This window comes from Streptomyces sp. NPDC059371 (assembly GCF_042751995.1).
GTDB lineage: Bacteria > Actinomycetota > Actinomycetes > Streptomycetales > Streptomycetaceae > Streptomyces.
This window is the reverse complement of the sequence record NZ_JBHYXD010000013.1, coordinates 102,828-115,923: the sequence shown is the minus strand read 5'-3', so window position 1 is coordinate 115,923 and position 13,096 is coordinate 102,828. Positions and strand designations below refer to the sequence as shown.

Sequence of the window (13,096 nt, the reverse complement as noted above, 5' to 3'; positions counted from 1 at the left end):
ACTACTCGGGGGGGGGGGGGGAGGGGGCCCGCGGGCGGCCCGCCCCCCCCGCGCCCCCCCCCGTCCGACGACGCACACCCGCCTCGGCACACCCGGCGACGCACGCCCGGCGACAGCCGGCCCGTCCGTGTCAGTGACCGCTGATCGCCCTGGGCGTGTACGGCTGTTCGAGCTCCTCGGTCTCCTTGTCCGAGAGCTCCACATCGAGCGAGGCGACCGCGTCCTCGATGTGCGCCGCCTTCGTGGCGCCGACGATGGGCGCGGTCACGGTGTCGCGCCGCAGCAGCCAGGCGAGCGCGACCCTGGCGCGCGGCACCCCGCGCTCGGCGGCGATGCGCGCGACCGCTTCGGCGATCTCGCGGTCGCCGTCCTGGTAGAGGTTCCGGCCGAACGTGTCGCTTCGGCTGCGTTCGGTGACCGTGTCCCAGTCGCGGGTGAGCCGGCCGCGGGCGAGCGGGCTCCACGGCAGGACGCCGACCCCCTGGTCGGCGCAGAGCGGCAGCATCTCGCGCTCCTCCTCGCGGTAGAGGAGGTTGTAGTGGTTCTGCATGGAGACGAAGCGGGTCCAGCCGTGCAGCGTGGCCGTGTACTGGGCCTTGGAGAACTCCCAGGCGTACATCGAACTCGCCCCGAGGTAACGGACCTTGCCCGCCTTGACCACGTCGTGCAGCGCCTCCATCGTCTCCTCGACGGGAGTGCGGCGGTCGAAGCGGTGGATCTGGTAGAGGTCGATGTAGTCGGTGCCGAGGCGGCGCAGACTGTTGTCGATCTCCGTCATGATCGCCTTGCGGGACAGGCCACGGCCGTTGGGACCCTCGTGCATCGCGCCGTTGACCTTGCTGGCGATGACGATCTCGTCGCGGCGCGCGAACGCGCCGAGCGCCCGCCCGACGATCTCCTCACTGGTGCCGTCCGAGTACACGTTGGCCGTGTCGAAGAAGGTGATCCCGGACTCCAGGGCCTGGCGGATCAGGGGGCGCGAGGCCTCCTCGTCGAGGGTCCAGGCGTGGACGCCCCGGTCGGGCAGGCCGAAACTCATGCAGCCAAGGCAGATCCGGGAGACGTCCAGACCCGTCGAACCGAGCTTCACGTACCGCATGCTCACTCCTGCTCTCGGTGCCGGTGGGGGTGGGGGTGGGGAGATCCGAGAACAGAACCCTGCCCGCGGCACAGGCCCGGCAGCCCTACTCCACCGGTGCTTCCACGTCGTCGTACACCCGCGCCGACGCGATCAGGCCATCGGCGCCGCGGACGCAGACCGCGAGGCCCGGCTGCGGGGGCAGCTCGGTGCCGCCCCAGCGGTCGACGACGTACTCGAACGCGCAGCGCTCGCCGTCCTCGGTCACGGTGCACAGCGTGAGCGGAATGCCGCCGCCCGCGGAGAAGAGCGTGTCGTGGAGCTCGGTCAGCTCCTCGGTCCCCGTGCACCGGTCCGTGTCGGCGGACGGCCCGCGGAAGGTCCCGTCCGGTGCGAAGGCGGCGACGGCGGCCGCGGTGTCCCCCGCGCCGAGGGCGGCCAGGTAGGCGCCCGCCACGCCGGAGGCGCGGGCCGACGGGTCCGGCGGCACCATCGGACGGCGCACCACGTGCCGGCCGAGCAGCGCCAGGCGGGAGTGGTGGATCCGCACCGGGAGCGCGGAGGCGAGGTCCACCGCGACGGCCACGGGCAGTCCGACGCGCTCGCCCTCCGCACCCTCCAGATGGACGACCCACTCCCCCACGGCCCGCCCCTCGCCGAACGTGGTGGCGACCTCCTCGATCTTCGCCCTCCGTTCCGCCCTCCAGGTGTCCTGCACGGCCAGCCAGGCCGCCAGGACGGCGACGCCGCTGATCCGGCCGGCCTCCGGGTCGTCCAGGGCGACGGGTACGGTGGCCGTCGCCGGGTCGCGCAGGGCGTCGGCGAGCTCGGTGGCGCCGAGCCGGCCGACGAGGTCGGGGATCTGCGGGATCCAGACCATCAGGACTCCTGGGGCGTGCGGAGTGGTCGACTTCGATCGTGTGCCCGCACCGGCCCCGGCGCGACCCCAGCGGGCCGCCCGACGCCGCCGAGCGCGTCCGTACGGCACCGACCGGCCACCCGCTCAGCGCCGTGTCCGAATCCCGCCGGACGGAAGCCGGTACAGGGCGCACTGTTGAGGGTGAACACGCTGCGAGAACTCGGAAAGGACCGACCGATGACGGTCTACACGACCATGGACAGCCCGCTCGGCCGACTGCTGCTGGTGGGTGAGGAGTCGGCCACCGCCAAGGGCGGTACGGCGCTGGCCGCGCTGTCCGTGCCGGACCAGAAGCGCGGTGCGGTCGTCCAGGACGGCTGGCACGAGGACCCGGCGGCGTTCCGGGAGATCGTCTCCCAGCTCGGTTCGTACTTCGACGGCCGGCTGACCGCCTTCGACATCGAGTACGTGACGGGCGGCAGCGACTTCCAGCAGCGCGTCTGGAAGGCCCTGGAGACCATCCCGTACGGCACCACGGTCAGCTACGGGGAGGTCACCGCGCGGATCGGCGCGTCCAGGGCAGCGGTCCGCGCCGTCGGTACGGCGATCGGGGCCAACCCGCTGCTGATCGTCCGCCCCTGCCACCGCGTGATCGGCGCGACCGGGGCGCTCACCGGCTACGCCGGGGGCCTGGAACGCAAGAGGCAGCTCCTCGACCTGGAGAACATGCCGTCCTGACCGGTAGGGGCGCGTCCGGGGCGGCGGGGGTGCGGCTTGACCGGCGCCGGCACGTCCGGGGCCGGTCGTCCGACCGGACGGCCCTCCGGGTCCCGCCCGACGCGCCCGGGTAGCGGGACCGGGCGCGGCCTAGAATCGTGGGGTTTGCCCCCTGCCCCCCGCCGACGGCCGGGCCGCGGCCCACGGACCGCGGTACGGGCCGCCTCAGGAGTCCCGCCGATGCCCAGCCCCGACGGCCGCCCCCTCGACTCGCACGTCCGCGTCCGCGGCGCCCGGGAGCACAATCTGCGGGGTGTCGACGTCGACATCCCGCGGGACCTCCTCGTGGTGTTCACCGGTGTGTCGGGATCCGGGAAGTCGTCGCTGGCCTTCGGCACGATCTACGCGGAGGCGCAACGGCGGTACTTCGAGTCGGTCGCCCCGTACGCGCGGCGGCTGATCCATCAGGTGGGGGCGCCCGAGGTCGGGGAGATCACCGGGCTGCCGCCGGCGGTGTCTCTCCAGCAGCGCAGGTCGGCTCCCACCTCGCGGTCCTCCGTGGGCACGGTCACCAATCTGTCCAATTCGCTGCGGATGCTGTTCTCGCGCACGGGCCGGTATCCGGCGGGCGCCGAACGGCTCGACTCCGACGCGTTCTCGCCGAACACGGCCGCCGGGGCGTGCCCCGAGTGCCACGGGCTCGGCCAAGTCCACCGTACGACGGAGGAGTTGCTGGTCCCCGATCCGGCGCTGTCGATCCGTGAGGGCGCGATCGCCGCCTGGCCGGGGGCCTGGCAGGGCAAGAACCTGCGGGACATCCTCGACACACTCGGCCATGACGTGGACCGGCCCTGGCGCGAACTGCCCGCCGGCGAACGGGAGTGGATCCTGTTCACGGACGAGCAGCCGGTGGTCACCGTGCATCCGGTGCGCGAGGCCGAGCGGATCCAGCGCCCCTATCAGGGCACCTACATGAGCGCCCGGCGCTATGTCATGAAGACCTTCTCCGACGCGAAGAGCGCCACACTGCGGGCCAAGGCGGAGCGCTTCCCGACCGCCGCTCCCTGCCCGGTGTGCGGCGGCAGCAGGCTGCGGCCCGAGGCACTGGCGGTGACGTTCGCCGGACGGAACATCGCCGAGCTGGCCGCGCTGCCGCTCGTCGAGCTCGCGAAGTCCCTCGGGGGCGACTCCGAGACCGCCCGTGTCCTGACCGATGACCTCACCTCCCGTATCGCGCCCGTCGTGGAGCTCGGACTCGGCTACCTCAGCCTCGACCGGGCCACCCCCACGCTCTCGGCCGGCGAACTCCAACGGCTGCGGCTGGCAACGCAGTTGCGCTCCGGGCTGTTCGGTGTGGTGTACGTCCTCGACGAGCCGTCCGCCGGACTGCACCCGGCGGACACGGAGGCTCTGCTCACCGTGCTGGAGCGGCTGAAGGCGGCGGGCAACTCGGTGTTCGTCGTGGAGCACCATTTCGACGTCGTGCGGGGCGCGGACTGGCTGGTCGACGTGGGACCGCTGGCCGGGGAGCACGGCGGGCGGGTCCTGCACAGCGGGCCGGTCGCCGCGCTGGAGGGTGTGCCGGAGTCCGCGACGGCACGCTTCCTCTTCGACAGTTCCCCCGCACGGGAGCGCCCGGCGCGCACGCCCCGGGGACAGGTGTCGGTCGGTCCGGTGACCCGGCACAATCTGCGCGGGGTCACCACCGAGTTCCCGCTCGGTGTCCTCACCGCGGTCACCGGGGTCTCCGGTTCCGGGAAGTCCACGCTGATCGGCGAGTTGACCGAGGACCTGGCGGGTGTCGGACGGCTCGTCGGTGTCGACCAGAGACCCATCGGCCGTACGCCCCGCTCCAATCTCGCCACCTACACGGGGCTGTTCGACGTCGTGCGCAAGGTGTTCGCCGGGACGAAGGAGGCCACGGCGCGGGGCTACGGTGTGGGGCGGTTCTCCTTCAACGTGGCCGGAGGGCGCTGCGAGACCTGTCAGGGCGAGGGCTTCGTCAGTGTGGAGCTGCTGTTCCTGCCCAGCACCTACGCGCCGTGCCCGGACTGCGGCGGCGCGCGCTACAACCCCGAGACCCTCGAAGTGACGTACCGGGGGCGGAACATCGCGCAGATCCTGGATCTCACGGTGGAGGCGGCGGCCCGGTTCTTCGCCGACACGGACACCCCGGCCGTCACGCGCAGTCTCAGCACCCTGCTCGACGTGGGCCTCGGCTATCTGCGGCTGGGCCAGCCCGCCACGGAGTTGTCGGGCGGCGAGGCCCAGCGCATCAAGCTGGCGAGCGAGTTGCAGCGGATCCGGCGGGGGCACACCTTCTATCTTCTCGACGAGCCGACGACGGGACTGCATCCGGCCGATGTCGAGGTGCTGATGGGCCAGTTGCACGGGCTCGTGGACGCCGGTCACACCGTCGTGGTGGTGGAGCACGACATGACGGTGGTGGCGGGTGCCGACTGGGTGATCGACCTGGGCCCGGGCGGGGGCGACGAGGGGGGCCGGATCGTGGCCGCCGGGCCACCCGGACAGGTGGCGACGGCGCCCGGCCGGACGGCACCGTACCTCGCCCGAGCACTCGCCGGGCACCGCTAGTCGTGACATGCCCAGATGGCTGGAGTCGGTGCTGAAGCCGCTCGTGGTGCCGGGTCTTGGCCTGCCGCTGGTCTTCGCGCCGACCGCGATCGTCACGTACCGCCGTCGGACGCGGGACGGCTGAGCCAGGCGCTCCGAAGTCCGGCACCGATGCCCTCCGGCGGCCTCGTTCCGCACCGCCCGTGTGCTCGGACGGCTCCGGTGGCGGAACCCCTGGGTCTCAGGGGGCCCGCCCCGGAACACGAACCGGCCCTCAGGGATGCGCCCCTGGGCCTGAGCCGGGATCGCCCGCGGAGGCCTGTGCCGCCTCGGCCAGGGAGCGGCGGTCGGGGTGGCTGTCCGCCGGGAGCGGGGGACGCAGACCCACCTCGGCCACCAGACCGCGCGCCGACGCCACGCGCCACAGGGAGGCGAGCAGTGAGTCCTCGCCGACGAACGCGGGCGCGGTGCTCACCGTCCCGTCGGCGCACCGGTACCGGACGCGCACCGGCTGGACCGGCACACCGGCGTCCAGCGCGGCCTGGAAGAGGGCTCTGCGGTAGCGGCCCTGGGCCCGGCCGCACCAGGTGCTGCCCTCGGGGAACGCGGCGACGGCAGAGCCGCCGCGCAGGGTCTCGGCGATCCGGTCCACCGTGCCGGGCAGGGCGCGCAGCCGGTCGCGGTCGATGAAGAGCGTGCCGCCTCGGGCGGCCAGCGCGCCCACCACGGGCCAGCCCCGCACCTCGGTCTTGGCGACCATCCGCGCGGGGCGGACGGCCGCGAGCAGCGGGATGTCCAGCCACGAGACGTGGTCGGCGACGATCAGCACTCCGCCGGTGGGCCGGGCCGCTCCGGTGATGCGTGTCCGGACCCCGGCCGTGTGCACCACGGCCAGGCACCAGCGGCGGATCCACCTCTGGCGCGGTCGGTCCCGCAGCAGTCCGACCAGCGGAATCAGAGCGATCCCGAGGACGACCACGGCCAGCAGCGCGGCCAGCCGCAGGACGGCCCGGGGCACGCCCGTCCAGGGCCGTACGGACTCCACACAGCCGCGGGGTGAGCAGGGAGCGGTGGGCAGCCAGGCGCCGGCTCCCCGGACGGGGCCGGCGGCGGGCCGCCGCGGGGCGCGGACGGGACCGACGGCCGGCGGCTGCGGGGCGGGGACGGGACCGTCGGCGGGCCGCCGCGGGGCGGGGACCGGAGCGGCGGCCGGCTGCGGCGCGGGGACGCTAGCGGGGGCGGGCCGCCGCGGGGCCGGGGCGGCGCCCGGGGGCCCCGCCCCCCCCCGCCCCCCCCCCCGCCCGGGGCGGGGGGGGGGGGGGGGGGGGCGCGCGCCGGGGGGGGGGGGGGGCCGAACGGCGGGGCCGGCGCCGGGGAGCAGCGCCGCTCCCGGCCCTCCGCCGGACCGGGGACGGCGGAGGGCGGTGAGACGCGGCGCTCCGGTGCGGGGCGTGCTCATCAGGCGGGGACGAGCGAGAGGAAGTGCCGCAGATAGCGCGGGTTGACCTGGCGCATCGACAGCAGCACGTACATGTCGGCGACCCCGAAGTCCGTGTCGTGCGCCGGCTCGCCGCACACCCAGGCGCCGAGGCGCAGATAGCCGCGCAGCAGCGGGGGCAGTTCGGTACGGGCGGGGCGGGCGACACCCTCGGGGCTCCAGGGCAGCAGGGGGCGGACGCGGAACTCCTCGGGGGACAGGTGCTTGGCCGCGACCCGGTCCCAGGTGCCCGCGGCGAGGGTGCCGCCGTCGGCGAGGGGTATCGAGCAGCAGCCGGCGAGCCATTCGTGGCCGCCGTCGACCATGTAGCGGGCGATCCCGGCCCAGATCAGTCCGATGACCGCGCCGTCGCGGTGGTCGGGGTGGACGCAGGAGCGGCCGACCTCGACCAGTCCGGGGCGAATTCCGGCCAGCGGACCGAGGTCGAACTCGCTCTCGGAGTAGAGCCGTCCGGCGATCGCGGCGCGCTCGGGCGGCAGCAGCCGGTAGGTGCCGACGACCTGCCCCGATTCCGTGTCGCGGACCAGCAGGTGGTCGCAGTACGCGTCGAAGGCATCGATGTCGAGGCCCGGCTGCGGGGTGTTCAGGAGGGCGCCCATCTCCCCGGCGAAGACATCGTGGCGGAGCCGCTGTGCGGCCCGGACATCGGCCTCGTCGGTGGCCAGGGTGACGGTGTAGCGGGTGGGGGTGACGGGCTGGGTCGGGCTGTCGAGGGTGGAAACGCCGGTCATGGCACTCTCCTGGTCACGGGCCGGTTCGGCGGAGGGGGTACCCCCTGCTCGAACGGATTCGATTGCTCGGGGGAGGCAGGCCGGATCCGAACGGTCTGCGCGCTCCTGTTCTTCCGACGCCGGTTGGCGTGCGCGTGACCAGTGCCAGGAGGGCGGATGTGAGGATGTTGAATGACAGGGGTGACCCGAAAAGCGAGACGGGACCGGGGCGTGAGCACCACACCCGGTCCCGCCCGTCCGCACCGTACGGCGAACGACTTTGTGCCTAACGTTTGCCCGCTCCGCGGGCGCCGCGCAGCCACTCCTTGTTCATGGAGGTGATGGAGACCAGCGGGATGCCCTTGGGGCAGGCGGTCGCGCACTCCCCGGCGAGGGTGCAGCCGCCGAAGCCCTCCGCGTCCATCTGTCCGACCATGTCGAGCACCCGGGTCTCCCGCTCGGGGGCGCCCTGCGGCAGTACGTTCAGGTGGTTGATCTTGGCCGAGGTGAACAGCATGGCGGCGCCGTTCGGGCAGGCCGCCACGCAGGCGCCGCAGCCGATGCACTCCGCGTGCTCGAAGGCGAAGTCGGCGTCGGGCTTGGGGACGGGGGTGGCGTGCGCCTCGGGCGCGGCGCCGGTCGGGGCGGTGATGTAGCCGCCGGCCTGGATGATCCGGTCGAAGGCGGAGCGGTCGACGACGAGATCCTTGACGACCGGGAAGGCGGCGGCCCGCCAGGGTTCGACGTCGATCGTGTCGCCGTCACGGAAGGAGCGCATGTGGAGCTGGCAGGTGGTGGTGCGCTCGGGTCCGTGCGCGTCGCCGTTGATGACCAGGCTGCACGCGCCGCAGATGCCCTCGCGGCAGTCGTGGTCGAAGGCGACGGGGTCGTCGCCGGCGAGGATGAGCTCTTCGTTGAGGGTGTCGAGCATCTCCAGGAAGGACATGTCGGCCGAGATGCCGTCCACCTCATACGTGGACATCGCTCCGTCGGCGTCGGCGTTCTTCTGCCGCCAGACGCGCAGGGTGAGCTTCATGCGTAGCTCCGCTGGGTGGGGTGGACGTACTCGAAGACCAGGTCTTCCTTGTGCAGGACGGGCGCGGTGCCGGTGTCGGTGAACTCCCAGGCGGCCGCGTACGAGAACTCCTCGTCCCGGCGGGCGGCCTCGCCGTCGGGGGTCTGGGACTCCTCGCGGAAGTGGCCGCCGCAGGACTCGGCGCGGTGCAGCGCGTCGAGGCACATCAGCTCGGCGAGTTCGAGGTAGTCGACGACGCGGTTGGCCTTCTCCAGGGACTGGTTGAACTCCGCTCCGCTGCCGGGAACCTTGATGCGCCGCCAGAACTCCTCGCGGATCTGCGGGATGCGCTCCAGGGCCTTGCGCAGGCCGCTCTCCGTGCGGGCCATTCCGCAGAACTCCCACATGAGTTCGCCGAGTTCGCGGTGGAAGGAGTCGGGGGTGCGGTCGCCGTCGACGGCCAGCAGCAGGTTGACGCGGTCCTCGGTCTCGGCCAGCACCTCCTGCACGGCGGGGTGTTCGGTGGTGACGGGCTGCTGCTTCGGGTTGCGGGCGAGGTAGTCGTTGATCGTCGACGGCAGGACGAAGTAGCCGTCCGCGAGCCCCTGCATGAGGGCGGAGGCACCGAGCCGGTTCGCGCCGTGGTCGGAGAAGTTGGCCTCGCCGATCGCGAACAGGCCGGGGACGGTGGTCTGGAGGTCGTAGTCGACCCACAGGCCGCCCATCGTGTAGTGCACGGCGGGGTAGATCCGCATGGGCACGGTGTACGGGTCCTCGGCGGTGATCCGGGCGTACATGTCGAAGAGGTTGCCGTACTTCTCCTCGACCGCCTCGCGGCCCATGCGCCGGATGGCGTCGGCGAAGTCGAGGTAGACGCCCTGGCCGCCGGGGCCCACGCCCCTGCCCTCGTCGCAGACGTTCTTGGCGGCGCGGGAGGCGATGTCGCGGGGTACGAGGTTGCCGAAGGAGGGGTAGATGCGCTCCAGGTAGTAGTCGCGCTCGTCCTCGGGGATCTCGTTCGGCGGGCGGCTGTCGCCGTGCGCCCTGGGGACCCAGATGCGGCCGTCGTTGCGCAGCGACTCGCTCATCAGCGTGAGCTTGGACTGGTGGTCGCCGGTGCGCGGGATGCAGGTGGGGTGGATCTGGGTGAAGCAGGGGTTGGCGAAATAGGCGCCGCGCCGGTGGGCCCGCCAGACGGCGGTGGCATTGGAGTTCATGGCGTTCGTCGAGAGGTAGAAGACGTTGCCGTACCCGCCGCTGGCGAGAACGACGGCGTCCGCGAAGTAGGTGTCGATGCGCCCCGTGATCAGGTCCCGGGCGACGATGCCCCGGGCGCGTCCGTCGACCACGATCAGGTCGAGCATCTCGGTGCGCGGGTGCATCTCGACGTTGCCGGCGGCGATCTGCCGGGACAGCGCCTGGTAGGCGCCGAGCAGGAGCTGCTGGCCGGTCTGGCCGCGGGCGTAGAAGGTGCGGGAGACCTGGACTCCGCCGAAGGAGCGGGTGTCGAGCAGGCCGCCGTACTCGCGCGCGAACGGCACGCCCTGGGCGACGCACTGGTCGATGATCTCGACCGAGATCTGTGCCAGGCGGCGGACGTTGGACTCGCGGGCCCTGAAGTCGCCGCCCTTGACGGTGTCGTAGAAGAGCCGGTGCACGGAGTCGCCGTCGTTGCGGTAGTTCTTCGCCGCGTTGATACCGCCCTGCGCGGCGATCGAGTGGGCGCGGCGCGGGGAGTCCTGGTAGCAGAACTGGACGACGTGGTAGCCCTGTTCGGCGAGGGTGGCGCCCGCGGAGCCGCCCGCGAGGCCGGTGCCGACGACGATCACGGTGTGCTTGCGGCGGTTGGCGGGGTTGACCAGCTTGGCCTCGAAGCGGCGCCTGTCCCAGCGCTCTTCGACCGGGCCTGCCGGTGCCTTGCTGTCGGCGAGGGGCTCGCCGGTCGTGAAGTGGGCGTATTCAGCGGTCATTTCAGCTCACCACTCCGGTCATGACGCCCACGGGTACGGCGATGAAGCCGGCCGTGAGCAGCAGCGCGAGGACGTCGGCGGCGGTCTTGAGGGCGCGGTCGCGGGTGCGGCTGCCGGCCCCGAGGGTCTGGGCGGCGCTCCAGAAGCCGTGCCGGATGTGCAGGCCGAGCGCGAGCATCGCGACGATGTAGACGACGTTGCCGTACCAGGTGGAGAAGGTGTCCACGACGTTCTGGTAGGGGTGGCCCTCCTGGAAGCCGCCGGAGTGCACGGTGCCGGTGGTCAGGTCGAGGAGGTGCCAGACGATGAACAGGCCGAGGATGATCCCGCCCCAGCGCATCGTGCGGGTGGCGTAGCTCGCGCCGCGCTTCCTGTGCACGTACTGGGTGGGCCGGGCCTTGATGTCGCGTCGGCTGAGCTGGTAGGCGGAGGTGGCGTGCGCGACCACGGCGACGACGAGGACCACACGGACGAGCCACAGGGTCCACTCGTAGTGCATGAACGGCTCGCCGATGGTGCGCAGCCAGTGGGCGTAGTGGTTGAACTCGCCCGCTCCGAAGTAGATCTTCAGGTTCCCGATCATGTGGGCGACCAGGTAGAGCAGCATGATCAGGCCGCTGACGGCCATCACGGTCTTCTTGCCGACGGAGCTGTCCCACACGGTGCGCGCCATGGACGACCGTCGGTCCGTCCGCGTTGCCAGAGCCATGAGAAGAGACGGTAGGCCGCGGGGAACCGATCGGTCCAAGACATGAAACGGCTGGTTTCCATAGACGTGGACTATGGTCGAAGCGTGCAGTTCCACCAGCTCCAGTACTTCGTAGCCGTCGCGGAGACCCGGCACTTCACCCGGGCCGCCGACCTGGTCCATGTGGCGCAGCCCTCGCTGTCCCAGCAGATCAAGGCGCTGGAGCGGGAGTTGGGAGCCGATCTGTTCCTGCGGGCGCGCGGGAACATCACGCTGACCGACGCCGGTGAGGCCCTGCTGCCGCTGGCCCGGCGCATCCTCGCCGACGCGGACACGGCCCGGCACGAGGTGCAGGAGCTGGCTCAGTTGCGCAGCGGCCGGGTGCGGCTCGGCGCGACCCCGAGCCTGTGCACGGGCCTGCTGCCCGACGTCCTGCGCGCCTTCCACGACCGCTATCCGGGCATCCGGCTGCTGATCGAGGAGGGCGGCTCGCACGATCTCGTACGGGAACTCGCGCGCGGCGCCCTCGACCTCGCCCTCGTCGTCCTGCCCCTGCCCACCCCGTCCCCCGCGCTCACCACGGTGGAGCTGCTGCGCGAGGACCTGGTGGTGGTGTCGTCGCCGGACGCCCCGGCGCCCGGCGGGCGCGGCGGACGGCGTGCGGTGCGGGTCGCCGATCTGGAGGGCGAGCGTCTGGTGATGTTCCGGCACGGCTACGACCTGCGGGAGCTGACCGTCGCCGCCTGTCGTGCCGAGGGCTTCGAACCGGACTTCGCGGTCGAGGGCGGTGAGATGGACGCGGTGCTCGGCTTCGTCCGGGCGGGCCTCGGCGTGGCGGTCGTCCCGCGGATGGTGGCCGCGCGGTCCGGGTCCGGGCTGCGGGTGACACCGTTGGCGCCGCCCGGACTGGAGCGGACCATCGCGCTGGCGCACCGCAGTGACGTGGCGCCGCCCCGGGCGGCCCGGGAACTGCAGCGGATGCTTCTGGAACGCTGACGGCGGCCCGCCCCGGGCTCACCAGGTCGGGATGAGGCCGCCGTCGATGACGAAGTCGCTGCCGGTGATGTTGCGCGCCCGGTCCCCGGCGAGGAAGAGCACGAGGTCGGCCACCTCGGACGGCTCGGAGAAGCGGCCGGTGACGGTCGCGCCGGAAGCCTTGGCGACCACGTCGTCGGGGGTGAGCCCGGCGGACGCCGAGACCGTCGCGGCCACTCCCCCGCCGCCGAGCCACAGATCGGTCTTCACCGGGCCGGGGCTCACGGTGTTGACGCGGATGCCCTTCGGGCCGACCTCCTTGGACAGGGCCTTGGAGAACGCGACCAGCGCGGCCTTGCCCGCGCTGTAGTCGATGACCAGGGGGTCCGGCAGCGTGGCGTTGACCGAGGCGATCGTCACGACCGAGCCCTCACCGGCGGCCAGCATCGACGGCAGGGCCGCGCGGGTGACCCGTACGGCCGTGAACAGGTTCAGCTCGAGGCTGCGCCGCCATTCCTCGTCGGTGACCGACAGGAAACCGCCGGTGCGGGCGGGAGCCGTCCCCACGTTGTTGACCAGGACGTCGATCCGCCCGCCCGCGGCCTCGACGAGCCTGGCCGCGGCCTCCGGTTCGGCGAGGTCGACCGGCACCCAGGTCACGCTCCCCTTGCCGGCCAGGGCGTCGAGGCCCGCCGAGGTGCCGCGGGAGCCGGCGATCACCGTGGCGCCCGCCCCGGCCAGCGCCTCCGTGACCGCGAGCCCGATGCCCTTGCTGGCTCCGGTGACGATGGCCGTCCTGCCCTGAAGTTCGGTGCTCATGCGTCTCAGCTCCATGTGTGGGAGGTGCTCCCCGTCCATGAGACATACGAAGGGCCGCGGGCGCGAGGCGTACCGCGCGCCCAGGGCACCCGCCCCCCGGCCGGGGGGCGGCACACGGCGGGGAGGCCCCGCGCGGGGGGGTGGACGAGCCCGGGCGCCCCCCGCACGACCGGGGAGACACACGGGCGGGGGC

The 13,096-nt window shown here is 72.8% G+C and carries 11 protein-coding genes; 3 read left to right on the top strand and 8 right to left on the bottom strand.

Annotated features, from left to right (window positions below):
• Positions 1-130: 130 nt before the first annotated feature.
• Positions 131-1,099 carry an aldo/keto reductase gene (locus tag ACFXGX_RS10695; RefSeq protein ID WP_384787790.1) on the bottom strand — a complete coding sequence of 323 codons (969 nt, stop codon included), beginning with the start codon at positions 1,097-1,099 and terminating at the stop codon, positions 131-133.
• 85 nt (positions 1,100-1,184) lie between these two features.
• The gene (locus ACFXGX_RS10690; protein WP_384787787.1) at positions 1,185-1,958 is read right to left on the bottom strand and encodes a nuclear transport factor 2 family protein; all 774 of its coding nucleotides are present in this window, start codon (positions 1,956-1,958) and stop codon (positions 1,185-1,187) included.
• A 216-nt stretch (positions 1,959-2,174) separates the two neighbouring features.
• On the opposite strand from ACFXGX_RS10690, the gene ACFXGX_RS10685 reads away from it, so the two are divergent.
• On the top strand, positions 2,175-2,675 hold the full coding sequence (locus ACFXGX_RS10685; protein WP_384787785.1) for a methylated-DNA--[protein]-cysteine S-methyltransferase: 501 nt from the start codon (positions 2,175-2,177) through the stop codon (positions 2,673-2,675).
• Between the two features lie 219 nt (positions 2,676-2,894).
• The gene (locus ACFXGX_RS10680; protein WP_384787782.1) at positions 2,895-5,249 is read left to right on the top strand and encodes an ATP-binding cassette domain-containing protein; all 2,355 of its coding nucleotides are present in this window, start codon (positions 2,895-2,897) and stop codon (positions 5,247-5,249) included.
• 253 nt (positions 5,250-5,502) lie between these two features.
• Here the strand turns inward: ACFXGX_RS10680 and ACFXGX_RS10675 are convergent, their stop codons facing one another.
• The 5 genes from ACFXGX_RS10675 to ACFXGX_RS10655 form a co-directional block, all read right to left on the bottom strand.
• Positions 5,503-6,273: a lysophospholipid acyltransferase family protein gene (locus ACFXGX_RS10675; RefSeq protein WP_384787779.1), complete on the bottom strand. Its 771-nt coding sequence runs from the start codon at positions 6,271-6,273 to the stop codon at positions 5,503-5,505.
• 413 nt (positions 6,274-6,686) lie between these two features.
• Entirely contained in the window at positions 6,687-7,457 is a 771-nt protein-coding gene (locus ACFXGX_RS10670; protein ID WP_384787776.1) for a GNAT family N-acetyltransferase, read from the bottom strand.
• 265 nt (positions 7,458-7,722) lie between these two features.
• A complete protein-coding gene (locus ACFXGX_RS10665; RefSeq protein ID WP_384787773.1) occupies positions 7,723-8,472 on the bottom strand; it encodes a succinate dehydrogenase/fumarate reductase iron-sulfur subunit in 750 nt (249 codons plus the stop codon).
• On the bottom strand, positions 8,469-10,421 hold the full coding sequence (locus tag ACFXGX_RS10660) for a fumarate reductase/succinate dehydrogenase flavoprotein subunit (protein WP_384787770.1): 1,953 nt from the start codon (positions 10,419-10,421) through the stop codon (positions 8,469-8,471). The genes ACFXGX_RS10665 and ACFXGX_RS10660 overlap by 4 nt, the downstream gene beginning before the upstream one ends.
• Position 10,422: 1 nt before the next feature.
• Positions 10,423-11,094, bottom strand: a complete 672-nt coding sequence (locus tag ACFXGX_RS10655; protein WP_384787877.1) for a succinate dehydrogenase — start codon at positions 11,092-11,094, stop codon at positions 10,423-10,425.
• Positions 11,095-11,214: 120 nt separating this feature from the next.
• Here ACFXGX_RS10655 and ACFXGX_RS10650 point away from each other — a divergent pair, with 120 nt between their 5' ends.
• Positions 11,215-12,105, top strand: coding sequence for a LysR family transcriptional regulator (locus ACFXGX_RS10650; RefSeq protein WP_384787767.1), 891 nt, complete (start codon positions 11,215-11,217; stop codon positions 12,103-12,105).
• Between the two features lie 18 nt (positions 12,106-12,123).
• Here the strand turns inward: ACFXGX_RS10650 and ACFXGX_RS10645 are convergent, their stop codons facing one another.
• Positions 12,124-12,903, bottom strand: coding sequence for an oxidoreductase (locus ACFXGX_RS10645; RefSeq protein ID WP_384787764.1), 780 nt, complete (start codon positions 12,901-12,903; stop codon positions 12,124-12,126).
• Positions 12,904-13,096: the final 193 nt, after the last annotated feature.

Coding starts and splice junctions, on each gene's coding strand:
- ACFXGX_RS10695 (WP_384787790.1), bottom strand. CDS start 1,099: ATGCGGTACGTGAAGCTCGGTTCGACGGGTCTGGACGTCTCCCGGATC.
- ACFXGX_RS10690 (WP_384787787.1), bottom strand. CDS start 1,958: ATGGTCTGGATCCCGCAGATCCCCGACCTCGTCGGCCGGCTCGGCGCC.
- ACFXGX_RS10685 (WP_384787785.1), top strand. CDS start 2,175: ATGACGGTCTACACGACCATGGACAGCCCGCTCGGCCGACTGCTGCTG.
- ACFXGX_RS10680 (WP_384787782.1), top strand. CDS start 2,895: ATGCCCAGCCCCGACGGCCGCCCCCTCGACTCGCACGTCCGCGTCCGC.
- ACFXGX_RS10670 (WP_384787776.1), bottom strand. CDS start 7,457: ATGACCGGCGTTTCCACCCTCGACAGCCCGACCCAGCCCGTCACCCCC.
- ACFXGX_RS10665 (WP_384787773.1), bottom strand. CDS start 8,472: ATGAAGCTCACCCTGCGCGTCTGGCGGCAGAAGAACGCCGACGCCGAC.
- ACFXGX_RS10660 (WP_384787770.1), bottom strand. CDS start 10,421: ATGACCGCTGAATACGCCCACTTCACGACCGGCGAGCCCCTCGCCGAC.
- ACFXGX_RS10655 (WP_384787877.1), bottom strand. CDS start 11,094: ATGGCGCGCACCGTGTGGGACAGCTCCGTCGGCAAGAAGACCGTGATG.
- ACFXGX_RS10645 (WP_384787764.1), bottom strand. CDS start 12,903: ATGAGCACCGAACTTCAGGGCAGGACGGCCATCGTCACCGGAGCCAGC.